General features: G+C 68.6%; 25 protein-coding genes. 10 read left to right on the top strand and 15 right to left on the bottom strand.

The genetic code is table 11. The features are described 5' to 3' along the window. The 6 genes from HUA74_RS39375 to HUA74_RS39350 all read right to left on the bottom strand — a co-directional run. Positions 1-682, bottom strand: a 682-nt coding sequence (locus tag HUA74_RS39375; RefSeq protein ID WP_174458680.1) for a GTP-binding protein, incomplete at its 3' end; no start/stop codon positions are given. 143 nt (positions 683-825) lie between these two features. Continuing rightward, positions 826-2,904, bottom strand: coding sequence for an elongation factor G (gene fusA / locus HUA74_RS39370; RefSeq protein WP_141643989.1), 2,079 nt, complete (start codon positions 2,902-2,904; stop codon positions 826-828). A 147-nt stretch (positions 2,905-3,051) separates the two neighbouring features. Further along, positions 3,052-3,522, bottom strand: a complete 471-nt coding sequence (gene rpsG / locus HUA74_RS39365; protein ID WP_011553340.1) for a 30S ribosomal protein S7 — start codon at positions 3,520-3,522, stop codon at positions 3,052-3,054. Between the two features lie 147 nt (positions 3,523-3,669). Then, positions 3,670-4,041: a 30S ribosomal protein S12 gene (rpsL, locus tag HUA74_RS39360; RefSeq protein WP_043408969.1), complete on the bottom strand. Its 372-nt coding sequence runs from the start codon at positions 4,039-4,041 to the stop codon at positions 3,670-3,672. 212 nt (positions 4,042-4,253) lie between these two features. Then, complete coding sequence (rimI, locus tag HUA74_RS39355; RefSeq protein ID WP_141643988.1) at positions 4,254-4,739, bottom strand: ribosomal protein S18-alanine N-acetyltransferase; 486 nt, start codon at positions 4,737-4,739, stop codon at positions 4,254-4,256. After that, positions 4,736-5,437 carry a hypothetical protein gene (locus HUA74_RS39350; protein WP_174458679.1) on the bottom strand — a complete coding sequence of 234 codons (702 nt, stop codon included), beginning with the start codon at positions 5,435-5,437 and terminating at the stop codon, positions 4,736-4,738. Before HUA74_RS39350 ends, rimI begins: the two co-directional genes overlap by 4 nt. Positions 5,438-5,549: 112 nt before the next feature. Here HUA74_RS39350 and HUA74_RS39345 point away from each other — a divergent pair, with 112 nt between their 5' ends. The 6 genes from HUA74_RS39345 to HUA74_RS39320 all read left to right on the top strand — a co-directional run bounded on the left by HUA74_RS39345 (position 5,550) and on the right by HUA74_RS39320 (position 14,119). Then, positions 5,550-6,563 carry a DnaJ C-terminal domain-containing protein gene (locus HUA74_RS39345; RefSeq protein WP_141643986.1) on the top strand — a complete coding sequence of 338 codons (1,014 nt, stop codon included), beginning with the start codon at positions 5,550-5,552 and terminating at the stop codon, positions 6,561-6,563. 98 nt (positions 6,564-6,661) lie between these two features. Beyond that, positions 6,662-7,393, top strand: a complete 732-nt coding sequence (locus HUA74_RS39340; protein ID WP_141643985.1) for a HEAT repeat domain-containing protein — start codon at positions 6,662-6,664, stop codon at positions 7,391-7,393. A gap of 99 nt (positions 7,394-7,492) precedes the next feature. Beyond that, positions 7,493-9,184 (top strand): hybrid sensor histidine kinase/response regulator, encoded by a 1,692-nt coding sequence (locus HUA74_RS39335; RefSeq protein WP_174458678.1) that lies wholly within the window; start codon positions 7,493-7,495, stop codon positions 9,182-9,184. 76 nt (positions 9,185-9,260) lie between these two features. Then, a complete protein-coding gene (gene argS, locus HUA74_RS39330) occupies positions 9,261-10,982 on the top strand; it encodes an arginine--tRNA ligase (protein ID WP_174458677.1) in 1,722 nt (573 codons plus the stop codon). A gap of 14 nt (positions 10,983-10,996) precedes the next feature. Beyond that, positions 10,997-13,549: a 1-acyl-sn-glycerol-3-phosphate acyltransferase gene (locus HUA74_RS39325; RefSeq protein ID WP_174458676.1), complete on the top strand. Its 2,553-nt coding sequence runs from the start codon at positions 10,997-10,999 to the stop codon at positions 13,547-13,549. Positions 13,550-13,621: 72 nt separating this feature from the next. Then, complete coding sequence (locus HUA74_RS39320) at positions 13,622-14,119, top strand: DUF6265 family protein (protein ID WP_174458675.1); 498 nt, start codon at positions 13,622-13,624, stop codon at positions 14,117-14,119. 15 nt (positions 14,120-14,134) lie between these two features. Here the strand turns inward: HUA74_RS39320 and HUA74_RS39315 are convergent, their stop codons facing one another. Genes HUA74_RS39315 through HUA74_RS39305 form a run of 3 tightly spaced genes read right to left on the bottom strand, consistent with a single transcriptional unit; the run spans position 14,135 to position 17,106 of the window. Next, on the bottom strand, positions 14,135-14,599 hold the full coding sequence (locus HUA74_RS39315) for an Ig-like domain-containing protein (RefSeq protein ID WP_141644021.1): 465 nt from the start codon (positions 14,597-14,599) through the stop codon (positions 14,135-14,137). Beyond that, on the bottom strand, positions 14,599-15,786 hold the full coding sequence (locus HUA74_RS39310; RefSeq protein ID WP_174458674.1) for a cytochrome c3 family protein: 1,188 nt from the start codon (positions 15,784-15,786) through the stop codon (positions 14,599-14,601). Before HUA74_RS39310 ends, HUA74_RS39315 begins: the two co-directional genes overlap by 1 nt. Beyond that, complete coding sequence (locus tag HUA74_RS39305) at positions 15,787-17,106, bottom strand: hypothetical protein (protein ID WP_371817380.1); 1,320 nt, start codon at positions 17,104-17,106, stop codon at positions 15,787-15,789. Positions 17,107-17,298: 192 nt separating this feature from the next. On the opposite strand from HUA74_RS39305, the gene HUA74_RS39300 reads away from it, so the two are divergent. Then, a complete protein-coding gene (locus HUA74_RS39300) occupies positions 17,299-18,495 on the top strand; it encodes a type II CAAX endopeptidase family protein (RefSeq protein WP_254614551.1) in 1,197 nt (398 codons plus the stop codon). Between the two features lie 33 nt (positions 18,496-18,528). On the opposite strand, the gene HUA74_RS39295 is transcribed toward HUA74_RS39300, so the two are convergent. The 3 genes from HUA74_RS39295 to HUA74_RS46510 all read right to left on the bottom strand — a co-directional run bounded on the left by HUA74_RS39295 (position 18,529) and on the right by HUA74_RS46510 (position 21,340). Next, positions 18,529-18,744 carry a DUF5818 domain-containing protein gene (locus HUA74_RS39295; protein ID WP_141643979.1) on the bottom strand — a complete coding sequence of 72 codons (216 nt, stop codon included), beginning with the start codon at positions 18,742-18,744 and terminating at the stop codon, positions 18,529-18,531. Beyond that, positions 18,741-20,546, bottom strand: coding sequence for a S8 family serine peptidase (locus HUA74_RS39290; protein WP_174458673.1), 1,806 nt, complete (start codon positions 20,544-20,546; stop codon positions 18,741-18,743). Before HUA74_RS39290 ends, HUA74_RS39295 begins: the two co-directional genes overlap by 4 nt. A 161-nt stretch (positions 20,547-20,707) precedes the next feature. Then, on the bottom strand, positions 20,708-21,340 hold the full coding sequence (locus tag HUA74_RS46510; protein WP_174458672.1) for a serine aminopeptidase domain-containing protein: 633 nt from the start codon (positions 21,338-21,340) through the stop codon (positions 20,708-20,710). A gap of 283 nt (positions 21,341-21,623) precedes the next feature. On the opposite strand from HUA74_RS46510, the gene HUA74_RS39280 reads away from it, so the two are divergent. The 3 genes from HUA74_RS39280 to HUA74_RS39270 all read left to right on the top strand — a co-directional run bounded on the left by HUA74_RS39280 (position 21,624) and on the right by HUA74_RS39270 (position 23,538). Continuing rightward, positions 21,624-22,565 carry a hypothetical protein gene (locus tag HUA74_RS39280; RefSeq protein ID WP_141643272.1) on the top strand — a complete coding sequence of 314 codons (942 nt, stop codon included), beginning with the start codon at positions 21,624-21,626 and terminating at the stop codon, positions 22,563-22,565. A gap of 33 nt (positions 22,566-22,598) precedes the next feature. Then, on the top strand, positions 22,599-23,030 hold the full coding sequence (locus HUA74_RS39275) for a hypothetical protein (RefSeq protein ID WP_174458671.1): 432 nt from the start codon (positions 22,599-22,601) through the stop codon (positions 23,028-23,030). 85 nt (positions 23,031-23,115) lie between these two features. Then, the gene (locus tag HUA74_RS39270) at positions 23,116-23,538 is read left to right on the top strand and encodes a hypothetical protein (RefSeq protein WP_174458684.1); all 423 of its coding nucleotides are present in this window, start codon (positions 23,116-23,118) and stop codon (positions 23,536-23,538) included. Between the two features lie 58 nt (positions 23,539-23,596). On the opposite strand, the gene HUA74_RS39265 is transcribed toward HUA74_RS39270, so the two are convergent. From HUA74_RS39265 to HUA74_RS39255, 3 genes are read right to left on the bottom strand one after another with little or no spacing between them, the layout of a single operon-like run. Continuing rightward, positions 23,597-24,793: a class I SAM-dependent rRNA methyltransferase gene (locus HUA74_RS39265; protein ID WP_141643274.1), complete on the bottom strand. Its 1,197-nt coding sequence runs from the start codon at positions 24,791-24,793 to the stop codon at positions 23,597-23,599. Between the two features lie 4 nt (positions 24,794-24,797). After that, the gene (locus HUA74_RS39260; protein WP_174458670.1) at positions 24,798-25,619 is read right to left on the bottom strand and encodes an HAD-IIB family hydrolase; all 822 of its coding nucleotides are present in this window, start codon (positions 25,617-25,619) and stop codon (positions 24,798-24,800) included. Continuing rightward, positions 25,619-26,788 (bottom strand): hypothetical protein, encoded by a 1,170-nt coding sequence (locus HUA74_RS39255; RefSeq protein WP_141643276.1) that lies wholly within the window; start codon positions 26,786-26,788, stop codon positions 25,619-25,621. The genes HUA74_RS39260 and HUA74_RS39255 overlap by 1 nt, the downstream gene beginning before the upstream one ends. Positions 26,789-26,802 lie beyond the last annotated feature (14 nt).

Here is a 26,802-nt window from a genome sequence, read left to right as displayed (position 1 = left end):
TTCCACGGCCGGCGATGGAGAACACGTCTTCCACCGGCATCAGGAAGGGCTTGTCCGTCGCGCGCTGCGGCGTCGGGATGTAGCTGTCCACCGCCTCCATCAGCTTCAGGATGGCGCCCTCGCCGACCTCGCTCGTATCACCCTCGAGCGCCTTCATGGCGGAGCCAGGGACGATGGGAATCGAGTCGCCGGGGAAGTCGTACTTCTTCAGCAGGTCCCGGACTTCCATCTCCACGAGCTCGCGCAGCTCGGGGTCGTCCAGCAGGTCCACCTTGTTCAGGAAGACCACGATATACGGGACACCGACCTGGCGCGCCAGCAGGATGTGCTCACGCGTCTGGGGCATCGGGCCGTCCGCGGCCGACACCACGAGAATCGCGCCGTCCATCTGCGCCGCGCCCGTGATCATGTTCTTCACGTAGTCGGCGTGACCCGGGCAATCCACGTGCGCGTAGTGCCGGTTCTTCGTCTGATACTCCACGTGCGCCGTGGAGATGGTGATGCCGCGCTCACGCTCTTCCGGCGCCTTGTCGATCTGGTCGTACGCCAGGAACGTGGCGCCGCCGGTCTTCGCCAGCACCTTCGTGATGGCCGCCGTCAGCGACGTCTTGCCGTGGTCCACGTGTCCGATCGTGCCGATGTTCACGTGGGGCTTGTTACGCTCGAACTTTTCCTTGGCCATGACAACTCCTCAACCGGGGCTGAGCCGGTCAACCACCCGGCGCGTCTCGAATCCCGCAAAACTCACTGCGAAGGTGCTGCGTCCTGCTCCAAACCCGCCACAACGTCAACTGAAATCGCCCGCAGGGCCACCTGCCGTGGTCGTCAGTACCGGTTCAGCGCCGTCTTGGGCGCCGGCGCGTAGTGACTGAACTGCATCGTGTACGTCGCCCTTCCCTGGCTGCGGCTGCGCAGGTCTGTCGAGTACCCGAACATGGCGGCCAGAGGGACCTGCGCCTGGATGGCCTGCAACCGGCCGGGCCGGGGCGCCATGCCCATCACCTTGCCGCGGCGGCCGTTGAGGTCGCCAATCACGTCGCCCATGAAGTCGTCAGGCGTGACGATTTCACAGCTCATGATGGGCTCGAGCAACACCGGGGAGGCCGCGCGCACCGCGTCCTTGAAGGCCAGGGAGCCGGCGATCTTGAACGCCATCTCGCTGGAGTCCACGTCGTGCATGGAGCCGTCGTAGGCCTCCACCTTCACGTCGACCATGGGGTAGCCCGCCACCGGGCCGTTCTGCAGGGCCTCGGCGACGCCGTCGCGGACCGCGTCCACGAACTCCTTGGTCACCGCGCCGCCCGTCACCTTGTTCTCGAAGGCGAAGCCCTTGCCGGGCTCGTTGGGCATCACCCGAAGCCAGATGTGGCCGTACTGGCCCCGGCCGCCCGTCTGACGGATGAACTTCCCCTCGGACTCCGTCTGGGTGGTGATGGTCTCGCGATACGCCACCTGCGGCTTGCCGATGTTCGCGTCGACTTTGAACTCGCGCAGCAGTCTGTCGACGATGATCTCCAGGTGCAGCTCACCCATGCCGGCGATGATGGTCTGCCCCGTCTCCTCGTTCGTCTTCACGCGGAACGACGGGTCCTCCATCGCCAGGCGCTGGAGCGACTGGATGATCTTGTCCTGGTCCGCCGTGGACTTCGGCTCAATCGCGATGTCGATGACCGGCTCGGGGAACTCCATCCGCTCCAGGATGATGGGCTGCTTGTCGTCGCAGAGCGTGTCGCCGGTGCTGGCCAGCTTCAGCCCCACCACCGCGCAGATGTCACCGGCGTAGCACTCGGTGAGCTCGTCCTTCTTGTCCGCGCGCATCTGCACCAGGCGGCTGACGCGCTCGCGCTTGCCCTTCACCGAGTTCCACACCGCCGTCCCCGCCTCCAGCTTCCCGGAGTACACGCGAAGGAACGTCAGCGTCTGGGACTGGAACGCCGGGTCGTTCATGATCTTGAACGCGAGCGCGCTGAAGGGCGCATCGTCCCGCGTCTCGCGGATGGCATCCTCGCCCTTGGGCGTCTTGCCATGCACCGGGGGGATATCCAGCGGGCTCGGCAGATAGTCGATGACCGCGTCCAGCAGCGGCTGCACGCCCTTGTGGCGGAACGCCGAGCCGCAGAACACTGGGAACAGCTTCAGCGCCACACAGCCCTTGCGGATGGCCGCGCGGACCTCCTGCTCGGTCAGCTCCAGGCCCTCCAGGAACTTCTCCGTCAGCGCGTCGTCCTGCTCCGCCGCCGCCTCGAGCAGCTCCGCGCGCGCCGCCTCCGCCTGCTCGCGGTAGTCTTCCGGAATCTCCGCCACGTCGTAGCGACTGCCCTGCTCCGAGTCGACGAACACCAGCGCCTTCATCGTCAGCAGGTCGATGACGCCGCGGTGCTTGTCCTCGGCCCCCAGCGGCAGCTGCATCCGCACCGCTCGCGCGCCCAGCTTCTCGCGGATGGTGCTCACGGACATCTCGAAGTCCGCGCCCACCCGGTCCATCTTGTTGATGAAGCAGATGCGGGGGACCTTGTACTTATCCGCCTGACGCCAGACGGTCTCCGACTGCGGCTCCACGCCGTTCACCGCGTCGAACACGGTGATGGCGCCGTCCAGCACGCGCAGCGAACGCTCCACCTCGATGGTGAAGTCGACGTGCCCCGGGGTGTCGATGATGTTGACGCGGTAGCGATGCTCACCGCGACTCCAGAAGGCGGTGATGGCGGCCGACGTAATCGTGATGCCGCGCTCGCGCTCCTGGACCATCCAGTCCGTGGTGGTGTTCCCCTCGTGCACCTCGCCCATCCTGTGGATGGCGCCGGTGTAGAAGAGGATCCGCTCGGTGGTGGTCGTCTTGCCGGCATCGATGTGCGCCATGATGCCGATGTTGCGGTAGCGCTCCAGGGGATGCTCGCGAGCCATTGCGTCGGTACCTCTCCATGAGGGCGGGAGGGCACAGGGCCCCGTCTCACGTACCCACCCGGACGATTTCAGAGAACCTGCTTCACCTAAAGAAACCGCCCGGATGCAACCTCTGCATCCGGGCGGGATACCGCGAGGCCGAAAGACCTACCAGCGGTAGTGCGCGAAGGCCTTGTTGGCTTCCGCCATCTTGTGCGTGTCTTCACGCTTCTTCACCGCGTTACCGCGGTTGTTGGCGGCGTCCATGATCTCGCCGGCCAACTTCTCCTGCATGGTCTTCTCGCCACGCGCCTTGGAGTACGTGATGATCCAACGCATCCCGAGGGCAACACGACGGTCCTGACGGACCTCGACGGGCACCTGGTAGGTGGCGCCACCGACGCGGCGGCTCTTGACCTCAAGCACCGGCTTGACGTTGTCGAGGGCCTTCTTGAACGTCTTGAGGGGGTCTTCCTTCGCGCGCTCTTCGATGAGGGCAAAGGCTCCGTAGCAGACGCCTTCCGCGATGGACTTCTTGCCCTTCCGCATCAGGTCGTTGACGAACTTGGTGACGAGCCGGTCCTGGAACTTCGGATCCGGAAGAATCTTGCGCTTGGCGACTACGCGACGACGAGGCATCTCTTCTCTCTTCCCTTACGCCCCACTCTCCTTGGAGAGTCGCTGCAACCGGGGCTTCTTGATCTGCTGAAGGAAACAACCAGGACGCTCCCCAGGGTGCGGGGCTCAACGTCCAAACTCTGAAACAACGAAGGTGGTCTGCTGCTCTCAGCTCGGGCGCTTGGCGCCGTACTTGGAGCGGCTCTGCTTGCGGCCCGCCACGCCCACGGAGTCGAGCGTTCCACGAACGATGTGGTAGCGCACACCCGGGAGGTCCTTCACACGACCGCCACGGATCATCACCACCGAGTGCTCCTGGAGGTTATGGCCCACGCCGGGGATGTAGGACGTCACTTCGATTCCGTTGGTCAGACGAACACGCGCCACCTTGCGGAGGGCCGAGTTCGGCTTCTTCGGAGTCGTGGTGTACACGCGGGTGCAAACGCCGCGCTTCTGGGGGCACTCCTTGAGCGCGGGGCTCTTGCCCTTGATGTTCAGCTTCTCGCGGCCCTTGCGGACCAGCTGGCTAATGGTCGGCACTGATACCTCTTCCTCGGGTTGGCCTCCCCCCAACGACACGGGGCGGCGCATATCTACCTACAGACTACTGAAAAGGGCCGCGAGTATAGGGACCGACCCCACCGTGTCAAGCACGGCATGACGCAGACCCGAACAGGTCAGCGCCAGCGAGGTCATTCCCAGTGACTCGACAACCCAGGGTACAACAGGCCGCTCCTCTACTCCGCGTGCGCTCAGAAGTCGAGGACCATCACCACCGCGTCCTCGCCCTCGTCCGCGTAGTAGTTCGGACGGATGCCCACCGGCCGGAAACCGAACGCGCGGTAGAGCTGGATGGCCGCCTCGTTGCTCTTGCGGACCTCCAGCGTGGCGAGGCAACAGCGCCGCCCCTTGCCCCGCTCGAGCACCTCTTCCATCACCGCCCTCGCCACGCCCCGCCGCCGATGCTGGGGCGCGGTGGCGACGTTGAGCACGTGAACCTCGTCGTGGACGATCCAGAAGATGGCCAGGCCCAGGAGCAGCGGTGGCCCGGACTCCTGGGCCTCTTCGACCAGGAGGATGGTGGACCACTCGTGCTGGAGCTCGCGCTTGAGCAACTCCTGCGACCACGGATTCTTGAAGGCCGCCTGCTCCAGCGCCATCACCGCGGCCAGGTCGTCCACCGTCATCTGACGGATCAGGAAGCCATGGGGCGCGCCATCCTCCCGCAGCCGCCTCATCGCTTCACCTCCCGCGTGAAGGGCGCCACCCGACGCACCTGCGCCGAGGCCCGGACCTGAGCGAGTTCCTCCACCGCCAGGGCGGCATACCGCTCGCGGAAGAGCTTCTCCCGGATGACGTCTCGCACCGTCTCGTAGTCCGCGGGGTAGTCCGCCGAGTGTTGCTCGTAGTAGCGGCGAATCTCCGTCTCACCCACCTGGGCCCTCAGCCGGATGCGGCTGTCCAGGACGCGCTCGGCCCGCAGCCCCCGAGCCAGGACCGCCTTGAGCCCCTCCAGGTCCACGTCACCGCGCGCCAGGAACCGCGCCAGCGCCGCGGGGCCACCGATGCGTGCGCGGAAGGACTCCAACCGCGCCTCCACCTCGGCGGGCTCGGCGGGGAACGCCTGGAGCCGGTCGGCGTTGAGCACCTGGACCCGCTGGTTGATGACCAGCTCCAGGGCGCCTCGAAGGGTCTCCTCGTCAAGAGGGGCATCGAGAGCCTGGACGCCGCCTCGCTGGACGAGGGCTACCCGGGCCTCGAACTCCAGCTCGCTCAACGACAGGACCCGACCCTCGATGATGGCGACGACCCGGTCCACCACCCTGCCCTGCGCCTCCTTGGAGGCACCCTGGGCCCGAGCCTCGGAGACGGGCAGCACCAGGAGCCAGCCCGCCAACCACAAGGTCCCCGCTCCTGCTCGGCGCGGCGCTGCCATGGCCTCCCTCATCTTTCGGCGACTTTATACATCCGAGACCAGCCGAACAGTCCTTGCTGGCGCACTCCCACCGACTGGTTACTTTCATTCACGTACAGCCCGGCGGGAACAAATGGCGGACGACTACTACCAGATCCTCGGCGTTGATCGGACGGCCTCGGAGGAGGCCATCAAGAAGTCGTACCGGAAGCTGGCTCGGAAGTACCACCCCGACGTCAACCCCAACAACAAGGGCGCCGAGGAGAAATTCAAGCAACTCGGCAACGCCTTCGAGGTGCTGTCGGACCCGAAGAAGCGCAAGCTCTACGACGAGTTCGGCGAGGACGCGGAGAAGATCGGCTTCGACGAGAAGAAGGCGGAGGCCTATCGCCAGTACCGGGCCGCCGCCTCTCGTGGCGGGGCGGGCGGAATCCCCTACGAGGGTGAGGACTTCGACCTGGGCGACCTCTTCAACGACCTCTTCGGGGGACGCAGAGGCGCCGGAGGCTCCAGCCCCGGAGGCTTCGACCCCGGAGAGGTGTTCAACCGAGGCAGGCGCCGCCCCCCCATGGGCCCCGAGCGGGGCAACGATTTGTCCACCCAGGTTCGCGTCACACTGGGGGAAGCCGTCAACGGCGCGGAGCGGTCACTGTCCGTCACCCGGCCAGGACGGGGAGGGACCGGCCCGGATGAGCCCAGCCGCCTGACGGTGAAGATTCCCGCCGGCGTCCAGACGGGCTCCAAGGTGCGGCTCGCGGGCCAGGGCGCTCCCGGCCTGCGCGGCGGCCCACCAGGGGACCTCTTCATCGAAACGGAGGTGCTGGAGCACCCCCTCGTCCGCCGCGAGGGCGATGACCTGCACGTAGACCTCCCCGTGACGGTGTCCGAGGCGATGTTCGGCGCGGAGGTGCGCGTCCCCACCTTCCAGGGCGAGGTCACCGTCAAGGTTCCGTCAGCCTCCCAGTCCGGTCGGCAGATGCGGCTCAAGGGGCGCGGAGTGCCATCCCTCAAGGGCGGAACACCGGGCGACCTGTACCTTCACCTCCAGGTCAAGGTGCCGGATACCGACACTCCGGAGACGCGGGCCGCCGCGGAGACCCTGTCCAAGGCCTACCGCGATGATGTCCGTCGCGAGCTGACGCTCTGACCGTCTTGTCTCTTGTCCTGGGCGCCGCCCCGTCATAGACGGCCCCTCTACCTTCTTCCTCCTTACACGTCGCCGCAGGAAACGGAGCACACGCGCACATGGGCCTCTTCGACATCTTCACGGGCGGCTCGGGGCCCGAGAAAGCCCTCAAGCTCAAGCCCAAGGTCACCCAGAAGTACGGCGACCCGGCGACACGGCAGAAGGCCATCCAGCAGCTGGGGGAGATGAAGTATCCCGAAGCCGTCTCCGTGCTGCTCGCCCGCTTCACCATCACCGTGGACCCGCTCACCACGGACGCGGACGAGAAGGAGCACACGTTCGAGCTGGTGAAGGCCTTCGGCAAGGACGCCGCCGTCCCGCCCATCGTCGAGTTCCTCAGCAAGACGGAGCAGGCCACGTCCTGGGCCCTCCGGCTCCTGGGAGAGCTGGTCACCGAGGAAGAAGCCACGGGCGCTTGCGTGAACGCGCTCCAGCACCTTTCCGCCACCTATACGAAGAACCCGGAGAAGAAGGTCGTCCTCCTCCACCACGTCACCGGTCGCGAGGACGCGCGCGTGCCGCCCGCCGTGCTCCCCTTCCTCGAGGACATGTCGGACGACGTGAAGATCGCCGCCCTCAAGGCGCTCGCCTCCTTCAAGTACGAGCCGGCGCTCGAGCCCATGCTCAAGCTGCTGACGGCCGACGAGACGGCCCGCCGGGTGCAGACCTCCGCGATTGCCGCCCTGGCGGACTCGGGCTTCAGCGTGGCGAGCCATCGGGCGAAGGTGGAGTCGCTCCTGGTGGAACCGTTCGTCCTGGACAAGGACGGCCGCATCCAGCGCCGCGCCTGAGGCCGGGCTGTCGGGCAGCCGACACGGCCACTGTCCTCCGGATGGCCCTGCACATCAGGGCCGTTCCCAGGCGCTCGGAACTTGAAGCAGGATTCTCCCGTGCGCTCGAAGAAGAAAGGGGCCCTGGCAGAGGTCGTGCCGCTGCGCCCCAACACCTCGAAGAAGTCCACCCGTCGCGCCGTGAAACCGCCTCCTCCGGCGGACTCCGACGCCACCGCGCGCGCCCTCCTGGAGATGGCGCGTCACCTCACCGACAACGCCGGCCCCACCGAGGCGCTGCGCTCCCATCTCCAGACGCTCCACGCACTGCTCAAACCCAAGGTCTGCTACGTGGCCCGCTACTTCCCCTCCCGGGAGCAGCTCCACGTCGAGCACGTGCGCGGTCGCTACGACAGCCGCGTCGTCGCCGCCGTCCCGGGCGAGGGCGTGGTGGGACGCGCCTTCGCCGAGAAGAAGCTGCTGCACGAGGCGGACACGCTCGCCGTGCCGCTCGAGAGCCCCCACGGCGTCACGGGTGTCCTCGTCGTCCTCGGCGCGCGCCGCACCGTCTCCGACACGGTGCTCCAGTCACTGGCCGCGCAGCTCGCCGCCGCGTACGAGGTGGCTCGCCTCCGCGACGACAGCGCCCGCCGGAACAAGGACCTCCAGACGGCCATCGCGGGCCTCAAGAGCCTGGAGCAGAACCGCGAGGAGCTGCTCGGCAACGTCTCCCATGACTTGAAGAACCCGCTCACCACCATCAAGTCGTATCTGGCGATGATGGGGCGCGAGAAGCTGGGAGCCCTCACCGACTCCCAGCGCCGCGCGGTGCAGATCTGCGACCGGAACTCCGACCGCATGCTGCGCATGGTGAATGACCTGCTGCTCATGTCCCGGCTCCAGTCCGGGAAGATGCAGCTCAACCAGCGCCCCTTCGGCCTCAAGGCCGTGGCCGAGGAAGTGGTCCGCTCCCTGGGCGTCCTCGCCGAGCACGGCAAGGTCAGCGTCTCGATTCCCCCCTGCCCCGAGGTCTTCGTCCGCGGAGACCGCGAGCGCATCGCCGAGGCCATCCACAACCTCGTCGAGAACGGCATCCACCACAGCGAGGCGGATGACACCGTCGAGGTCAGCGTCTCCGCCGAGGATGGGCTCGCCACACTCAGGGTGAAGGACAGCGGCCCTGGCATGTCCGCCGAGGCGCTGGAGCACGTGTTCGATGCCTTCTACCGGGCGCAGCCGGGCGTGCCTCGGCCTCCAGGCGCGGGACTGGGAATCCCCCTGGTGGGGAAAATCGTCGCGCTGCACGGTGGGCGTGTGGAGGCGAAGAGCGTGCTGGGCGATGGGAGCACCTTCGAGATGGTGCTGCCCATGTTCGCCGGGGCGGTGAGTTCGCCGGACCTGAACCAGGCGGCCCCCAAGGCGGGCGGCATCCTGCTCGTGGAGGACGACGCGGACTGCCGGGAGGTCCTTCAGCAGGTCCTGGAGCAGGAGGGCTACCGGGTGATGGCCACCTCGGGAGCCTCCGAGGCCCGCTCCATCCTCTCGCACATCCGGCCGGCCATGGTGCTGCTGGACCTGAGGCTGAGCGAAGAGGACGGGCAGTCGGTGCTCCGCTTCATCCGAGGCAACGAGTCGCTGTCGGACATCGTCGTGTACATCATCTCGGGTGCCAGCGAGGTGGCCTCGCTCACGTCCGGACAGGGCCTGGAGCGCATCGACGGCTTCTTCGAGAAGCCACTCCAGTTGCCCAAGCTGCTGGACACCGTGGCGGCGGTGGTGCGGCCCAGCCGCCGGGCTCCGGCTGTCCCCTAACGGGGAGGAATGGACCGCGGAACGAACAAGAGGTGGCCGTAAGCCGCCTCTGCTTGGCTAGTATCCGCGCCGTCCCATGAGCTCTTCCGTCTATTCCCGCCACCGCGCCGCATTCGCCCAGGCCCTTGCCAGCGCCCTGGGCGTGCCGGCCGCAGACATCGAACCCCAGGTCAAGCCCGCGGAAGCCGCGCACGGTGACTTGAGCTTCGCCACCTTCCCTCTCGCCAAGGCCCAGAAGAAGGCGCCTCCCGCCATCGCCGCCGGACTCGCCCAGACGCTCAGCGTGCCGGGGCTCGAAATCAAGGCGGTGGGCCCCTACGTGAATGCCCGCTTCGCCCTCATGCCCTTCACGGCGGAGGTCCTCGACGCCGCTCGCTCGGCGGGCCTGGCCTACGGCGGTGACGCGGACGCGGGACGCGGCAAGACGGTGACCGTCGACTACTCGTCGCCGAACATCGCCAAGCCCATCGCGTTCCACCACATCCGCACCACGTTCCTGGGCCACTGCATCGCCAACATCTACCGGGCGCTCGGCTGGCGGGTGGAGGGCATCAACTACCTGGGCGACTGGGGCAAGCAGTTCGGCCTCGTGGCCGTGGGCTTCCAGGAGTACGGAGACCCCGCTCGCATCGACGACATGGGCCACCTGGTGGAGGTCTACGTCAAGGCGAACACGCGCGCCGAAAAAGAGCCCGAGTTCGACGCGAAGGCCCGCGACTTCTTCCGCCGCATGGAGGCCGGTGACGCCGAGGCCCTCAAGGTGTGGAACCAGTTCCGCGAGACGAGCATCCGCGGCTTCAAGACCATCTACGCGCGGATGGGCATCGAGTTCGAGCACATCGAAGGAGAGAGCCGCTACCAGGGGAAGATGGACGCGGTCATCGAGCAGATCGCCAAGAAGCCCGGCGTGAAGGAGTCGCAGGGCGCGCTCATCGTCGACCTGCCCTACGCGGAGAACGAGCCGCCCATCCTCCTCAAGAAGAACGACGGCACCACGCTCTACGCCACACGAGACCTGGCCGCCGCCGAGGACCGGTACGAGCGGTTCCACTACGACAAGGCGCTCTACGTCGTCGCGCAGGACCAGGCGCTGCACTTCCGCCAGGTGTTCCGCACGCTGAGCGCGATGGGCCAGCCGTGGGCGGACCGCTGCGTTCACGTGGCCTTCGGCCGCATTCACGGCATGAGCACGCGCAAGGGCCTGGTGGTGCAGCTCAACGACGTGCTGGACGAGGCCAAGGAGCGCGCCTCCGTCAAGGTGAAGGAGAACCAGGAGGCCGGTCGGCTCCAGTCGAATGACCCGGACCTGCTGGCCGAGCAGATCGGCCTGGGCGCCATCGCCTTCGGCGACCTCAAGCACAAGCGCGCCAGCGACTACACCTTCGACTGGGACGAGGTCCTCAGCTTCGAGGGCCACACGGGCCCGTACCTCCAGTACGCCCACGCACGCGTCGTCAACGTGCTGCGCAAGGGTGGAGGCGTGCCCGCGAGCTACGACGCGAGCCTGCTGACGCTCCCCGAGGAGCAGGCCCTGGTGCGCGAAATCATGCGGCTGCCCGAGGTCGTCAAGGACGCGGCCGAGCAGTACGAGCCGAGCCTCGTGGCGCGCCTGCTGCTGGACGTGGCCGCCGCCCTCAGTCGCTACTACACGCTGGGCAATCAGGAGCGGGACAAGCGCATCCTCGTCGAGAACGATGACGCGCTGCGTTTCGCACGACTCGCCCTCACGGACGCGGCCCGGGTTACTCTCGCGGCGGGTCTGACACTTCTGGGCATTCCAACGCCCGAGAACATGTAGCCCCGGGGGCTGCCTTGGAAACCGCGCTGTCGCCGTCTGCGAATCAGGGAGAGTCCTTGCTGAAGGCCGAGTTCGGCCCGATGGGCCGGGCATTGGGTGCTCGCTATCTGGAGAGCGTCCACTTCCCGCCCGAGGCCGAGGATGAGCTGCGCAACCTGCACGCCAAGGGTTTCGTGGTGCATGTCATGCGCTCCACGGCCTGGGTGAACTTCCTCTATCTGACCTGGGCCATGGTGCGCAGGACGCTGCCGCCCATCCGCGCGGTGTCCAACCTGCGCCCGTGGTTCACCAAGCCCTGGCGCCAGACGAAGCAGTCCGGCGCCTTCCAGGAGCGCTTCGAGTACGCGCAGCAGAACGGGGGCAGCGGTCTGGTCTTCCTGCGCCGCACCGCGCTCATGCACGCGTCGGGGAAGGAGACCCACGAGGACCCCTTCCCCGCGCTGGTGGAGCTGGCGCGCAAGTCGGACCGGCCCGTGTACCTGGTGCCGGAGCTGTTCGTCTGGGAGAAGAGCAGCGCCCGGCTCAAGCCCAACTGGGTGGACGTGGTGTTCGGAAGCCCGGAGGCACCGGGCTTCCTGCACTCGATGCTGGCCTTCTTCCGCAACTACAAGCGCGCCCAGTTCCGCGTGGGAGAGCCCATCGACCTGCGGGCCTTCGCCGAGGAGAACCCGAAGGACTCGGTGGAGGTGCTCGCGCGCAAGGTGCGCAGCACGCTGCACGTGCACCTGTCGCGGGAGACTCGCGCGGTGTTCGGCCCTCCGGCCAAGCCCCACGAGCGCGTCATCGACGAGACGCTGCGTGACAGGCAGCTGCGCAAGGTGGTGGACGAGCAGGCCGTCGAGTCCAACCGCAAGCCGGAGAGCGTGCTGCGCGAGGCTCGCCGCAATCTGGAGGCCATCGCCGCGAAGCCCAGCCCCACGACGCTGGCCTTCGTCGCGCCCGTGCTGGAGTGGGTGTTCAACCGCATCTACGACGGCATGCACGTGGACGAGGCGGGCCTGCACCGCGCGCTCAAGGCCGCGACGCGCGCCCCCATCGTCCTGTGCCCCAGCCACAAGAGCCACGTGGACTACCTGGTGATGAGCTGGGTGCTCTGGAACCGGGGCTACGCGGTGCCCCTGGTCGCCGCGGGCGCCAACCTGTCCTTCTGGCCCCTGGGCAGCATCTTCCGCCGCTGCGGCGCCTTCTTCCTGCGGCGCTCGTTCAAGGGCGACAAGGTCTACGCCGCGTCCTTCAAGGCGTACGTGCGCAAGCTGGTGCACGACGGCATCCACCAGGAGTTCTTCCCCGAGGGCGGCCGCTCGCGCACGGGCAAGCTGCTGGCGCCCAAGCTGGGCATGTTCACCTGGCAGGTGGAGTCCGTGCTCGAGGGCGCGCGCAATGACCTGCTCTTCGTGCCGGTGGCCATCGACTACGAGAAGGTCGTCGAGTCGGGCAGCTACTCGAAGGAGCTGGCGGGCGGAGAGAAGAAGCCCGAGGACCTCAAGGCCCTGTTGAGCACGCCCAAGGTGCTCGCGGCGCGCTACGGCCGCATCCACCTGGGCTTCGATGAGCCCATCTCCCTCCTGGAGTTCATGAAGGAGCGCGGCCTCAACCCCGACGAGCCCGTGACGGACGAGCAGAAGAAGGGCCTGGTCCGCGCGCTCGGCAACCGCGTCATGTACGGCATCAGCAAGGTGTCCACCGTGACGCCCCATGCCCTGGTGAGCACGTCCCTCCTGGCGCACCGCCGCCGCGGCCTGACGCAGCGGGAGCTGGCGGACCGCATCAGCATCCTGCGCCGCATCGCCCAGGAAGACGGCGCGCCCCAGTCTCGCGAGCTGGGCAACGCCCCCAGCAACCCGGAGACGATGGGCCCCATCCAGGACGCGATGCGCACCTTCATCGACGACGAGATGGTGCGCACGCAGGAGGCGAAGGGCGACGTCATCTACCAGGTGGAGGACAACCGCCGCCCGGAGATGTCCTTCTACAAGAACACGCTGATGAACCTCGTCTCGGCGCGCAGCCTCGTGGCCAACGCCATGCTGGCCGCCGGTTCGCCCGCGCCCTACGACGCGGTGAAGGCCCGCGCCCTGTTCCTCTCGCGCCTGTTCAAGGTCGAGTTCATCTACCGGGTGAACACGACGTTCGACACCATCTTCGCGGAGACGGTGGAGCGGCTGGTCCGCATGGGCCTGGTCATCAACGAGGGCGAGTCCCTGCGCGTGGCCCCCGAGCCCCACGCCCAGCCGGAGCTGGAGTTCCTGGCCGACCTGCTGCGCGACTACCTGGAGGCCTACCTCCTGGCGGCCATGACACTCAACGACGTGGCCAACGGCGTCGCCGAGGACCGCAAGGCCTTCATCCGCCTGGCTCTGGAGACGGGCCGCGCGGAGTACCACGCCGGCCGCATCACCGCCGCCGAATCCCTGGCCAAGGTGACGCTGGAGAACGCAGTCACGTACCTGCAGGACCAGAAGCTCCTCGTCGAAGAGGACAAGAAGCTCAAGCTGGGGCCGCAGGCCACGGACGCGGAGGCACGCCGGCAGCTCGCCGACGCCATCCGCGAGTACCTCAAGCGCTGACCCTCACTCACGCGGGCCGCACTGTCGCCATCGGCGGTGCGGCCCGTCAGCGAGGCATGTGAGGATGCGGACATGCTCGTCCGCCCTGCCCTCCTCGCCCTCGCGCTCTGTGGTGCCCCCCTCCTCGGCTGCAAGTCGACGCCACCCGAGCGCGAGACGCCCTCCCGCACCTGCGGGGACTCCATCCATGACCTCGCCTGGATGTCGGGGAGCTGGCGTCAGGACAAGGCAGGCAGCACGGTGGAGGAGCACTGGACGCACGCGGACGCCGGCACGCTCTTCGGGGTGAGCCGCGCCATCGTCCGCAACAAGACGGTGTTCTTCGAGTACATGCGCATCGAAGCCCGCGCCGACGGCCTCTACTACGTCGCCCAGCCCATGGGCCGCCCGGGCACGGACTTCAAGCTGGTGCGCTGCAACAGCAACGGCGCGCTCTTCGAGAACCCCCAGAACGACCACCCCAAGCGCATCTTCTACCAGCGCCCCTCGGCGGGCCGCCTCACCGCGCGAATCGAAGGCGACGAGAACGGCAAGGCCGTGGCCCAGGACTTCGACTTCACGCGGATGTAGCCGGGCCCGCTCGGCTCACGGCGCGGTGCGGAACACCACCCGCACCTCGGTGGCCAACGGGTTGCCCTCGTAGTCCGTGAGGACGTCGCGCAGCACCAGCGTGTACTGCGTGTTGGGCGACAGCGTGGAGCCCTCGGCGACCCTGGCCTCCACGGTGTACTCCACGTCGCCCCGCTCCACGTCCTGCTCCAGCTCCGGAACTTCCGGCGCGAGGACGGTGAGCGGGACTTCATCGCGCGCGGCGAACACGGCGATGCCGGGACGCAGGCTGCGCACGTCCATCGCCTCCGAGAAGGTGATGCGCAGCGTGCCATCCGTCGCCAGCACCCCGCCGCCCCCCGGGTCGGTGGAGATGACCCTGGGCGGCACCGTGTCGCGCCGGTCGTAGATGGCGTCCCCTGGCTCCAGGCACCCCGAGAGCGACGTCACCGACAAGGCCACCAGCAGCGTGCCCCTCACGAAAGACTGGCGCGCGCGCATCACCGGCACCCCTTCTGCGCCAGGCTCTCCGCCGAGTGGCACTTGAGGCAGGCCCGGTCATTCGCGGACGCCAGCTTCTTGCACGTCTGCGCGAAGCCCGCCGGGTGCGGGTTGATCTGCCGCCGCGACGACAACTCGGAGTGGCAGCTCATGCAGGACTCCTCACGGTGGCAGGAGATGCAGCTCGTCAAATCCCGCGACGCGGCGATGCCGTGGTGCTGCGGGCCAGGCAGCTCCACCCAGGCCCTGTAGTCCGGATGCACCTTCTGGTTGCGCGGACGCAGCGACTTGTCCGCGTCCATGCCCACGCCCACCCGCTCGTGACACGCGGCGCAGAAGGACTGCGCACGGTGGCAGCTCTCGCACCGGGGCGAGCCCGCTCGCGCCTGCACCGGGTGCAGCGTGATGTAGTCGTTCGGGTGGATGGACAGCGGCTTCTGCATGCCGTCGTGGCACGTCTGGCAATAGCTCTCGCTGTGGCACTGCATGCACGTCATCCGGTCCGTCGACGCGCGCGCCCCGTGGTTGAACTCGTAGCGCGGCCCGTGGTCCAGGCCCAGCGGGTTGCCCTGCATGGGACGCAGCAGGCCTGAATCAAAGACGAGCTTCAGTCGCCCGGAGGGCTCCGTCGGATGGCACGTGGCGCAGGTGTTGGAGGCCACGTTGCCGTCATGGCACTTGAAGCACGTGGCCATCTTCGGCAGCTGGTTGCGCGTGGCGAGCTTCACGTCCGTCATCTCGCCGTGGCACACCGAGCACTCCACCTTCTTGTCCACGTGCTGCTGGTGGCTGAAGATGAGGTTGGCGGTGGGCATGGACAGCTTCGCGGGCTCCTTGCGCACCGTGGCGTCGAAACCCGGGTGACACGTGTTGCAGCTCGACTTCGGGTCCGTGGGCTTGCCCTTCCGCCCCGCCTCGATGTCGTGGCACGTCTCGCATTCCTCGTGCCCCGGGAGGTTGACGTCCTTGGGGGACTGACTGGCGCGGGCCGCGTCGTGGCACGTGGCGCACTCAGCCCCGGCCTCCAGGTGCTGCGCATGGTCGAAGCGCAGGGGCACATGCTGCGCGGGATACACGGCGAGGCTGCGCTCGCGAGCCGTGGCGGCCCAGGCGACGCCGGCGCCCACCATGGTGGCGAGCGCGGCCAGGGCGAGCAGCGCGTTTCGGTTCTGGCGGTGCGGCAGCATCTACAAGCTCGCCTTCAGGTCGAAGAGCAGGAAGCCCTTCGTGTCCGAGTCGGTGAACGGATTGAAGTTCTGCTCCACCACCAGGGAGAGCCGCGTCGCCCGCGTCAGCGCTCGACTGGCCCACACCTGGGCGCCGTAGAAGTTGCCACCCAGGCGCGCGTTGAAGCTGTCGAAGATGCGCGCGAAGGACACCCGCGCGTCCAGGGTGAAGCGCTCCCGGTCGAACGTGTAGCCGCCGGTGAGGTCCCCCCAGAGCTGGTCGCCGCCGTAGCCCGTGCGGTACGTCACATCCAACGCCGACCGGAAGGACCCCGAGCGCCACGCCGCGCCCGCGGAGCCACCGACGCTGGTGGACTCGGGAGCACCCTCGGCGTCCACCTGGGCGGCGATGGCGAGGTCTGGGTTGACGTTCTCGTTGTACTTGCTGCCCAGGCCCTGCACGTAGAAGCGCAGCGCGCCAGGGGTGAACAGGTCCACGCGCAGCCGCGCCTCGTCACGGGGCGCCCACGCGAAGTAGTACCAGATGGAGTCCGCGGCCAGCACGGGCGACAGCCGCATCACCTCCGCAGTGGCCGCGAAGCGCGTGGCATCCCAGCGCAGCTGCGTGCGCACCTGCGCCACCTTGCCCATCAGCACGTCGTAGTCCACGCCCGCCAGCGCGTTGAGCCCCAGCCCGCGGCCGTAGCGCGCCTCCACCGTGGCGCGCTCCAGGTTCGTCTTCCCCTCCACCAGCGCCTTGCGATAGCCGACCGACGCGTGGAAGCCCTTCACGTCCTCCATCAGCAGCTTCGCGCCGATGAGGGGCTCCATCGCATCGAGCGTCGAGTCCGCGCCCGTCACGCCCGCGTCCAGGCGCCGCGCGTCGCTCTCCCGCGTCCCCTCCAACTGGTACACGGAGGAGCCCAGGAAGCTCGTGCCCTTCACCCACAGCCCGCCGTACACCTCCGCGCCCAATCCCAGGCGGCTCATGTACCGCACGCGCAAGCCGTCGAACGCGAGGATGTCCGAAACGTCCGTGTAGAGCTGTCGGCCCAGGCGCCCCTCGAAGCCGCCCTTCGCGTAGCGCACGTACGCATGCAACAGCTCTGCGTCTTCGGACTTCAGGCCGTCGACGCGCTCGGCCTCGCCCTTGGGCAATCCGAAGTCCGCCCAGATGCGCAGGTTGGACTCGAAGCCCAGGTCCTGCCCGGTGGCGATTTCGAAGGCGCTGAGGCCCAGGTACTGGACGATTCGCCGCCGAGGAAGCAGCACCGGGTCATCCGGTGTGCTGCCACGCCACGCACGAATCTGGTACGCCTGCGCCTCGGTTCGCGCTTCCACCAAGAACGCCGACGCGTGCGACGTCGCCGCTCCCAGCCCCACGCCCAGGGCACACCACACACCCAGGGATTGTGAGAGCTTCCAACACGTCCGCTGCGCCGTTCGAGCCAGGATGAAGGACGTCAAGGTGCGCACAGTATAGAGAAGTCGAAGTGCGGACAGTTCAGCTTTTCGCTCCAAGGAGACGCCAAATTGGAAGATTCCGCTCCCAGCGACGCCCGGCCTCATGAGCCGACGGGTCCCTCCGAGCCGCCACCCCCGGAGCGCCCTGAGCCAGGGAGCCCACGGAGGCTCGCGCTGGCGGGGGCGGCGCTGGCGTTGGTGCTGTTCATCGCGGTGGGAGGTTCGGTCCAGTTCCTCAACGCGGCCTTCGGAATCTGGTTCACCGAGGTGTTCATCTTCCTGGGCCTGGGCTGGTTGCTGCCGCGGATGGGCGGATGGAAGCCCGCGCTGTACACCGGGCTGACGCCGCTGCCCGCGCTGCCCACCCTCTTCGGCTTCCTGCTGGGCGTGGCCAACTTCTTCGCGCTGGTGGTGCCCATCCAGTTCGTTGCCCAGAAGCTCGCGCCCGAGTGGCTGACGGAGATGTTCGACGGCTCGCGCCTCTTCGATCAGCAGACGCCCGTGGAGCTGGCCGTCATCCTCGCGGGCGTGACGGTCGCCGCTCCCTTCTGCGAGGAGCTGTTCTTCCGGGGCGTCTTCCAGCGGGGCATCACGCCTCGGCCTCCGGCATCACCGGTGAAGGCCCTGGTGATTTCCGCCGTGGTGTTCAGCGCGTTCCATCTGGACCCGGTGGGCTTCGTGGCGCGCGTGGAGCTGGGCCTGCTGTTCGGCTGGCTCTATCTGCGCACCGGCTCGCTGTGGCCGGGCATCGGCGCGCACGCGGCCAACAACCTGGTGTCCTCCGTGCTGTTCCTCGCGGCCAAGGCGATGGACCAGGGGGCGACGGACACGGACACCTCGCCGCTGGCCGTGCTCTCCCTGGCGGGACTGGGCTGGGTGGGGCTGCTGGGGCTGATGACCTTCGCGCGCCACCACGCGTCGGTCTGGGGCGTGGGCGCGCCACACAGCGACGAGAGCGCCCGGGAGACGCGGCCGGTGCCGTCCCTGCCGACGCTGCTGTTTCCCTGGGTGACGGCCGCGACGGTGTCCCTCGTCCTGCTGGGCGTCGTGGACAGGCGAGGCATCTCCCTCAACCTCTTCGACGTGGCCAATCCCCTGACACCGCTCAAGAAGGACGCGGAGCCCGGGCTGCAGGCGGAGCGAGAGGCGTTGGAGGAGCTGCGGGCCGCCGCTCGTCGAGGCGCGGCCCCCATGGAGGCGTACCACGAGGAGCGGCTGCGTCAGGCCCGCGCCCACAAGAGCGCGGGCGGCCCCAAGCAGCCCTGACAGGCGCGAGGGGCAGCCACGGCCCCTCACACCTCAGACGAAGCGATACGAGCTGACGTGGAACACGGGGCCCACCATGGCGCTGGTGAGCACGTCACGGTCCACGTCGCCCTCGGCCTCGATGCGCTGGCCGTCCTTCTTGATCTTCCGGTCGCCACCCGCCAGTTGGTAGGTGGTGCCGTCGTCGCCTTCCAGCACCCAGACGCCCGTCTCGACGTCCCGGAAGACCACGCGCCCGGACAGCTTCAAGGCACGTCCTCCTTCTTGAGCATGGCCCGGGCGACGACGATGCAGAGGACGGTGTTGAAGCCCAGCCACGGCTTCGCCAGGAACGTGAAGGGCATCCACGACAGCGCGGGAGCGCCGGCCCACGCCGAGTACGCCAGGAAGCCCGCGAAGCCCAGCGCGAGTCCGCCCACCGCCGGACGCAGCCCCTTCCAGCCGATGGCCGGCAGCGACAGCAGGACGGGAATGAGCGCGCTGTAGAACAGCGGGCTCACCGTGCGACGGCCGAAGATGATGCGCTCCCAGTCGGGGATGGGCAGCGACGCCATCTCCACCACGCTCCCCGTCACGTCCGCGGAGCTCACGAACCACGTGCGCACGAAGTACACGCCCACCGTGGACAGCAGCAGCGGCACCAGGAAGGCCGGACGCAGGAGTGCGTTGAGGTAGCCCGGACGCTCGCGGCCCCGCAGGGTCAGCAGCACGAAGGCCAGCAGGCCCAGCGCCCAGTACAGCGGCGGCCAGCGCGACATCCCGCCACCCAGCGACGCGAGCGACGCCTCCGCGTTGAGCAGACCGTGGCCGTACTGCTCGGTCCACGCCTGGTCCGCGACCTTCGCCGCGCCGGCGTACAGCGCCTTCTCCACCGCGTCCGGAGTCTTCGCGCCAGCCGCGTACAGCATCGCGGCCACCGCGGCCACGTGCGGGGTGGCCATGCTGGTGCCCTGGTACGACGCGTAGACGGAGCGCGAGGGGTCTCTCGGGTCGATGGTGTTCTGGAGGATGCCGCCCTGGTCGCCCTTGCGCTTGTCACCACCGGGCGCCGCGATATCCAGCTCCTTGCCGTAGGACGAGTACGGTGCGAGCGAGCCCTCGGGCCCCACCGCCGACACCGCCACCGCGCCGGGATAGGCCGCGGGGAACTCCACGCGCGCGCGCCCGCCGTTGCCGGCCGCCGCCACCACGGTGACGCCCTTCTTGCGCGCGTACTCCACCGCGTTGGCCATCACCTGCGAGTAGCCGCCACCGCCCAGCGACATGTTGATGACGTTGGCGCCCTTGTCCGCCGCGAAGCGGATGGCGTCCGCGATGTCCGCCGTGGTGCCGCCACCGAAGTGGTTGAGCACCTTCACCGGCATCAGCGTCGCCTCGAAGGCCACACCCGCCACGCCCTCGCCGTTGTTGGTGGCCTGGGCGATGGTGCCCGCCACGTGCGTGCCGTGCCCGTGGTCATCGTTGGCGTGCTCGTCGTCGTTCACGAAGTCGTAGCCCGGAACGAACTTCACGCCCTTCAGGTCCGGCACCTGCTTGAAGTCGTCGTGGTCCTCGTACGCGATGCCGGTGTCGAGCACCGCCACCACCACGCCCTTGCCCCGGCTGCGCTCCCACGCCTTGGGCATGTCGATCATCTTGAGGTTCCACTGCTGCGCGTACTCCGGATCATTCGGAGTGAAGCTGGCGCGGACCTCCATCAGCGGCTCGGCGGCCTCGACGCTGGGATGCTGGCGGATGCGCTCCAGCACGCCCTGCACGTCGTCCACGCCCACCGCCAGGGTGAGGGCCTCGTCGGCGCTCTCCACGGAGTTGAGCTCCAGGTCCACGCCCCAGTCGGCCTCCCAGGCGTCAAACTGGGCCTGCGTGGTGCCGTCCTTGAAGTCCACGAGGATGGCGTGCGGGACGACATCCACGTCGTCCGCCAGGTTCTCGAGCGAGGCGGGAGGCGCGGGCGCACGCTCGGCGTCGCTCTCCGCGGACTTGCACGCAGGGGCTACCGTCACGGCCAGGGCCAGCGCGGCGCCACCCAGGGTCCATCGCACCATCCGCATCGGGCTACTCCTTGAGGAACGAGGCACGCTTCCGGAAGACCCTACGAACGAACGGCGAAACGATTGGGTCTGCACAGACAGTCTGTACGTCCGCTCTCCCGGCGTGCAAGTGCGGGAGGCTGAAGAAATGTGAAGGAGTCCGGTGGGTTGCAGCGCATCGGTCATCCGCCGGAGAGCCGCTGGAGCCAGGTGGACACGGCCCGTCCCACCTGCGGCAGGTTGCGCTGGAACGTCGCCCCCGCGTCATCGATGACCTCGAAATCCCCCCCGGCCCGCGCCACCGCGGCCGCCACCGCCGCCCGGGGCATCCGCCCGTCCGCCTCCCCCTGGACCACCAGCAGCGGGCACGTCACCCGGGCCAGCACCGAGGCGTCCACATCCGCCGGCGCGACGAGGCACAGCCCTCCCACCGACGGGAACCGCGCCTGGAGCGCCAGGGCCACCTGGGCCCCCCCGTGGAGCGCCGCCACCGCCAGCGCGCTCGTCCCCGCGTTCTCCAGCAACACCCGCATGGCCGCCTCGGCGTCCTCGAGCAGCGCCAGGTCCCTGCCCCGCGTCCCCTGGCTCGCGCCCACACCCCGGTGGTTGAAGCGCAGCGTGGGGAAGCCCGCGCTGGCCGCCGCCCAGGCGAGCTCCGCGGCGATGACGTGATCCATCCCCCCACCCTCTTCGGGCCTCGGCGGGAGGATCAACAACGGGGGCGCGCGCTTGCCGCGGTGCGCCGTGCCCTCCATCACCACCGCCCCCACCGGAATCAGGGTGGAGCGCTCCAGGAACTGACCTTTCTGGACCATGCCACCCACCTTAGGAGGGCTCGCGCCGAGCCGATACTCCCAGCGCATGCTCCATTCTGGCGCGCCCCACCTCTGGGCGCGGGCCCCAGGTCCGGCGTGGGATCCGCGATTCCCTCGGAACATGACGCACCAGGTCTTCGCCCGATGTCCGCGACGCGGTGCGTCGGAATTCAGCGTTTGGAGCGAATTACCGCGTTTGTGCGCAACTTCAGACGGCGTCCTGGGACAATGGGGCAAGGACTCTTTCTTCCATCCCCCTTTTTATCCGCTGGAGCCCCCCACCATGAGCACCATCGAGCGCGGCCGCACCCTCGTCGGCACCACCCCTCGGACGTCCGTTGCGCGCACGTCTGAAGCGAACACGGTGGCGACGCCCGCGGTGCAGCCGACCGCGCAGCGCACCGGCGCGGTGGTGGATGGCTTCGACAGCGCGAAGACGACGAACACCGTGGCCGCCGCGCAGGTGTTCACCGCTCCGGCCGGCTCGAAGGACAAGGTCTATGACGGCAAGCTGGTGGGCGCGGGCGGCCAGACGTTCGAGCCCGGCACGCCGCTGAGCGACATCCCCGCCTTCACGCCCAAGAACAACCCGAACGCGACGGCCACGCTCATCTACACGAACGGCATGCGCACGGAGAAGGACAAGCAGGCGCGTGAGCTGCAGGCGCTCGCGGACGAGACGGGCATGCGCACCATCGGCGTGCACAACTCCACCGAGGGCACCGTCGGCGACCTGCTCCAGGCCGTGAAGGACAAGCTGGGCAAGGGCACCAACCCCGCCGTCGACACGCTGGCCGACGCCGTCTACGGCGAGCTGAAGGCGGGCCGGGACGTGCACCTCGTCGGCTACAGCCAGGGTGGTCTCATCACCTCGCGCGCGCTGTCGGACGTGGCGCGCCGGCTGCGCATCGAAGACGGGATGTCGCCGGAGCAGGTCCAGCAGACGATGAGCAAGCTGAACGTGGAGACGTTCGCGGCCGCCGCCTGCACCTACCCGGACGGCCCCAACTACGTGCACTACATCAACAACCGCGACGCGGTCCCCACCCTCTTCGGCCTGGGCGGCAAGGGCTGGAGCCCCGCGGACATGCTGCGCCACGCGGGCAAGGACGCAAAGGTGCACTACTTCTCCGAGGACACCGTGTTCTCGGGCGCGCACTCGCTGGTCGACACGTACCTCAACCACCGCGTGCCCTTCGAGCAGGCCCGCGCCGGCGAGTTCTGAGAGCTGCCCGTCAGTCGTGGTAGATAAGCAGCCATGACGCGAGACGAGGCGACTCAACTGGTGCAGGCGTACCTGGCGGCTCAGGGCGTTCCCCTGAGCCCCGGTCTCAATCAGAAGGGGCTCGGCGGAGCCGCTGTCGGCGAGGCGCAGCTGTACTTCGAGCACTCGGCCGACACGGGCGAGCTGAAGTGCAGCGCCCTCATCTACCGCTTCCGCGACGCGCCCCGCCCCGGCGTCCTCGACGGCTTCCGCGACGAGCAGAAGGCCGGCACGGACGCGGGCGGCGGCACGGTGGACTTCGAGTCGGAGAGCAAGAGCCTCTTCCTCAGTCGCACGTACACGACGCGCCCCATCGACCTGGTGTTCGCCTCCGAGCTGAGCAAGCTGATGGCGGCGAGCCTCGTCTGGGGCGTGGACGTGTTCGAGCGCGTCGCCGCGAAGGTCATCCCCGCGCAGTCCCGCTGACATGGCCCTCGCGTTCTCCCGTCACATCCAGTGGCTGCTGGCCACGATGGGCCTCGCCAAACCCCCGCCCCCTCCGGGCGGACCCATGACTCGCGAGGCCGCGCGCGCGCTCGTCCGCTGGTACCTGCAGACGCAGGGCGCCGGGATGAGCGAGGGGCTCAACGAGAACGGGCTGGGCGGCACCATGGTGGGCAGCGCGCAGCTCTACTTCGAACACCACGCGGACACGCAGGTGCTGGAGTGCAGCGCGCTCGTCTACCGCTTCCGGGAAGACCCCAAGCCGGGTGTCATCGACGGCTTCCGCAAGCAAGCCCAGGACGGCACGGACGCTGGCGGCGGCTCGGTGGACTTCGAGGAGGAGAACAAGAGCCTCTTCCTGAGCCGGACGTACGCGCAGATGCCCGCGGGCGCCGCGTTCACGAAGGACATGGAGCGGCTGATGAAGGCCAGCCTCGCCTGGGGCACCACCGTGCTGGACCGCGTGGCGAGAAACGTCTTCGGCACCTGACGGGCTCCCGCTCCCCGCACGGGCCCGGGCGATATCCCGGGCCCGCTGAGCGGCGGAGCTACACCGCCTGGAGCACGTAGAACTTGAGGTACTTGCCCTCGGGGAACTGCAACCGCACCGGGTGGTCCGGCGGCTGGTAGCGCTCCTCCACGAGCGCCAGGTCGACGCCAGCCTTGAAGCCCGCTTCGCGCACCGCGCTCATGAAGTCGTCCGGGCTCACGCGCGCCGAGCACGACGCCGTGGCCAGCAGGCCGCCCGGCCGCAACAGGCTCAGCGCCTGCCGATTCAGGGACGCATACCCGTCCAGGGCCGCCTGCACCGCGCGCTGGCTCTTCGCGAAGGCCGGCGGGTCCAGGATGATCATGTCGAAGGTGCGGCCCTCGTCCTTGAAGGACTGGATGACCGTGAACACGTCCGCCGCGAGGAAGTCATGCTTCTCCGCGGGCAGCCCGTTGCGCGTGAAGTTCTCGCGCGCCAGGGCGATGGCTTCCGGGTCGATGTCCACCGAGAACACGGTGTTCGCCCCGCCCAGCGCCGCGTTGACGGAGAAGCCGCCGCTGAAGCTGAAGCAGTTGAGCACGTCCCGGCCCTTGGCCAGTCGCCGGATGAGGTGACGGTTCTCCCGCTGGTCCAGGAAGAACCCCGTCTTCTGCCCGCGCCACACGTCCACCATGAAGGTGACGCCTCGCTCGCGGATGGCGATCTGCTCCGGCGCGTCCTGCCCGTACAACATGCGCCCCGAGCCCCGACCCTCGTCCTCCTCCACGTCGTCCCGCGCCACTTCATCGCGACCGACGATGCCCTTGAGGCCCGGGATGCCAGCCTTGAGAGCCTCGACGATGAGCGGGCGATACGGCGTCAGGCCCGCCGAATACAGCTTCATCACCGCCCAGCCGGCGTAGAGGTCCACCACCACGCCCGGCAGCCCGTCCCCCTCGCCGTGAATCAGGCGGTAGCTGTCCGTGTCGGTCAGGTCGAGGAGCGACTGGCGCTCCGCCAGCGAGCGCCGCACCCGGCGGGTGATGAAGCCCGCGTCCACCGTGTCCCGCGAGTCGCGCGTCAGCACCCGCACCGCGATGGCCGAGTGCGGATCGTAATACCCCCGCGCGACGAACTTCCCGTTCTCCGTCAGGTCCACCACGCTGCCGGCGGGAATCCTCGGCACATGCTCCAGCGCCTTGCGAAACACCCACGGGTGTCCCGCGCGCAGGTGGCGCCCCAGTCCCCGCGCCAGCTCCAACTTCACGACATTCACGGTGTCACTCCTCACGAGCCCCGCGGCCCCGCCGAGCGAGGAGGGCCCGAGCCAGCTCCTCGAACCCCTTCCCCTCGGCTGCCCGGGTAATGAAAGCCGGCGGCGCGTCGATGCGGTCCAACACCGCGCGCACGTTGGCTACGCCCACGCCCAGCTCGAAAGCCTGGAACATCGGGGCGTCATTGAAAGAATCCCCTACATACACGTAACGGCCGTCCCGAGGCTCCAAACGCTCGCCCCACGCCACCCGCGCGAAGCGCCGCGTCGCACTCAGCTTGTCGAAGCGACCGAGCCAGCAGTTCACATGCACGGACGAGCGCACCGCCGTCACCCCGCGCGCCTGCAGCAGCGCTTCGATGCGCGACGCCCCCGCCTCACCCAGCCGGGCTTCCTCGTTGTAGTCCACGGCCAGGTCCACTTCCGTGTACGCGCTGTCCACCGACAGCCGCGCCCCGGGCACCTGCTTCAGCACGCGCCCGACCTCCTTCTCGAGCCGACGCCGGTTCGCCACGCGCTCGGCCGGTGCCTCCAGGTACACCTTGCGGAGCCCCCGCTTGCCTCGCAGGAAGAACAGGCCGCCGTTCTCCACGATGACGCCGTCCACCGGGAGCTGCCGCGCCCACGCCTCACCCCACCCCGCCGGCCTGCCACTCACCAACACCACGCGCAGGCCCGAAGCGGACAGCCGCTCCAGCGCCCGCACGGTGTCCGCGCGCAGCCGGTGGCCGGTGGTCAGCGTGCCATCCACGTCCGTGAAGACACCCTCGACACGGGACAGGTCCGCCTCGCGCAACGGGCGCGGTACCGCCTTGCTGGCAGCCGCCATCACATCACGTCCAGTTGGGCCAACAGTCCCTGGAACACTTCGATGGTGGCGCGCAGCTCCGGTCCCACGAGCTGGGCCAGGGGCTGCTTTCGCGCCTTGCGCAGGAACGCGTCCATGTCGGAGGCCCGCCCGTAGAGGGACTGGGCGCTGACAGCCGCCTCGGCCAGGAGTCGGGCCGAGGCCGGCGCGTCCGAGTCCGACAGCATCAGGGCCCGCTCCAGCTTCACGCCGCAAGAGGCCCACACCTCGCGGTCATGGATGATGAGCACCTGGCGCTGGTTCACCGCGGACAGGCCCCGGACGAACGCGTCCAGCTCGCTCACCACCTTGAGCAGGTCCTGGCGGGAGGGGTTGGGGAGAATCGCCAGGCGCCCCACCTCCGCGCGCATCTCCACGATGTGCCGCTTGTCCTGCGCGCGCAGGTTCCGGTACGCGGCCGTGCGGCCAAAGGCGTCCATCTCCGTCTGGAGCTGCTGCGCGTTCCACTGCACGTCCTCGGGCTCCGCCTCGCGCACCTTGTTGTGCCGCGCCGTGAGGATGCGCCCCAGGTCCGCGGTGATGGCGCGCACCGTCACCGCCGCCTTCACCTCCGCCTCGTGCCCGGGCACCACCTGCGCCCGCGTCACCTCGCCAAAGGTGCTCGCCGTCTCGAAGACGAGGTTGCTGACCTGCTCGCGGAAGCGCGCCCGGAAGCTCTGGATTTCAGCCAGCAGCGTCCACCGGTCGCTCACCACGGACGGATTGCGCATCGCCTCGCCCAGTTGGGTAATCCCCTGCGCGAGCTGCGTCATGGCGTCCTGGAGCAACGTGGCCGGGTCCTGGAAGCGGGCCCCGCCCACCTCGCGCAGGATGTCCGCGAGGCCCGCGGAAGGCTGTGCGGGGAACTGCTCGCGGATGACGTTCAAGAGGGCGTTGACGTCCATCACCGTGTCTCGGATGACGGGCGCCATCTCCTCCCAGAGCGACAGGTCCGGGCTGGAGTCCACCACCGGCGTCTCGTACTTCACCAGGTCCATGTCACTCAGCCGGCCAATGGCCTGGGCGGCGGCGGCGTACACCTTGCGCAGCCGGCCCGCGAAGGCGCGGTCGGGGTGGGACTGGAGGATTTCTTCGAGCCTCGGGGTCAGGGAGGCCTGCGGGTTTTCAGCGTCAGCGGACACGGGGGGCACACTCTAGCGCTCGA

It is taken from the genome of Myxococcus sp. CA051A (assembly GCF_013336705.1).
In the GTDB taxonomy this organism is placed as follows: Bacteria; Myxococcota; Myxococcia; order Myxococcales; family Myxococcaceae; genus Myxococcus; species Myxococcus llanfairpwllgwyngyllgogerychwyrndrobwllllantysiliogogogochensis.
The sequence above is the reverse complement of the archived record's forward strand: the minus strand, read 5'-3'. Positions and strand labels throughout refer to the sequence as shown.

Coding starts and splice junctions, on each gene's coding strand:
- HUA74_RS39275 (WP_174458671.1), top strand. CDS start 22,599: ATGACGCGAGACGAGGCGACTCAACTGGTGCAGGCGTACCTGGCGGCT.
- argS (WP_174458677.1), top strand. CDS start 9,261: ATGAGCTCTTCCGTCTATTCCCGCCACCGCGCCGCATTCGCCCAGGCC.
- HUA74_RS39260 (WP_174458670.1), bottom strand. CDS start 25,619: ATGGCGGCTGCCAGCAAGGCGGTACCGCGCCCGTTGCGCGAGGCGGAC.
- rpsG (WP_011553340.1), bottom strand. CDS start 3,522: ATGCCTCGTCGTCGCGTAGTCGCCAAGCGCAAGATTCTTCCGGATCCG.
- HUA74_RS39340 (WP_141643985.1), top strand. CDS start 6,662: ATGGGCCTCTTCGACATCTTCACGGGCGGCTCGGGGCCCGAGAAAGCC.
- HUA74_RS39310 (WP_174458674.1), bottom strand. CDS start 15,786: ATGCTGCCGCACCGCCAGAACCGAAACGCGCTGCTCGCCCTGGCCGCG.
- HUA74_RS46510 (WP_174458672.1), bottom strand. CDS start 21,340: ATGGTCCAGAAAGGTCAGTTCCTGGAGCGCTCCACCCTGATTCCGGTG.
- HUA74_RS39280 (WP_141643272.1), top strand. CDS start 21,624: ATGAGCACCATCGAGCGCGGCCGCACCCTCGTCGGCACCACCCCTCGG.
- HUA74_RS39315 (WP_141644021.1), bottom strand. CDS start 14,599: ATGCGCGCGCGCCAGTCTTTCGTGAGGGGCACGCTGCTGGTGGCCTTG.
- HUA74_RS39350 (WP_174458679.1), bottom strand. CDS start 5,437: ATGGCAGCGCCGCGCCGAGCAGGAGCGGGGACCTTGTGGTTGGCGGGC.
- HUA74_RS39320 (WP_174458675.1), top strand. CDS start 13,622: ATGCTCGTCCGCCCTGCCCTCCTCGCCCTCGCGCTCTGTGGTGCCCCC.
- HUA74_RS39345 (WP_141643986.1), top strand. CDS start 5,550: ATGGCGGACGACTACTACCAGATCCTCGGCGTTGATCGGACGGCCTCG.
- rimI (WP_141643988.1), bottom strand. CDS start 4,739: ATGAGGCGGCTGCGGGAGGATGGCGCGCCCCATGGCTTCCTGATCCGT.
- fusA (WP_141643989.1), bottom strand. CDS start 2,904: ATGGCTCGCGAGCATCCCCTGGAGCGCTACCGCAACATCGGCATCATG.
- HUA74_RS39270 (WP_174458684.1), top strand. CDS start 23,116: ATGACTCGCGAGGCCGCGCGCGCGCTCGTCCGCTGGTACCTGCAGACG.
- HUA74_RS39290 (WP_174458673.1), bottom strand. CDS start 20,546: ATGCGGATGGTGCGATGGACCCTGGGTGGCGCCGCGCTGGCCCTGGCC.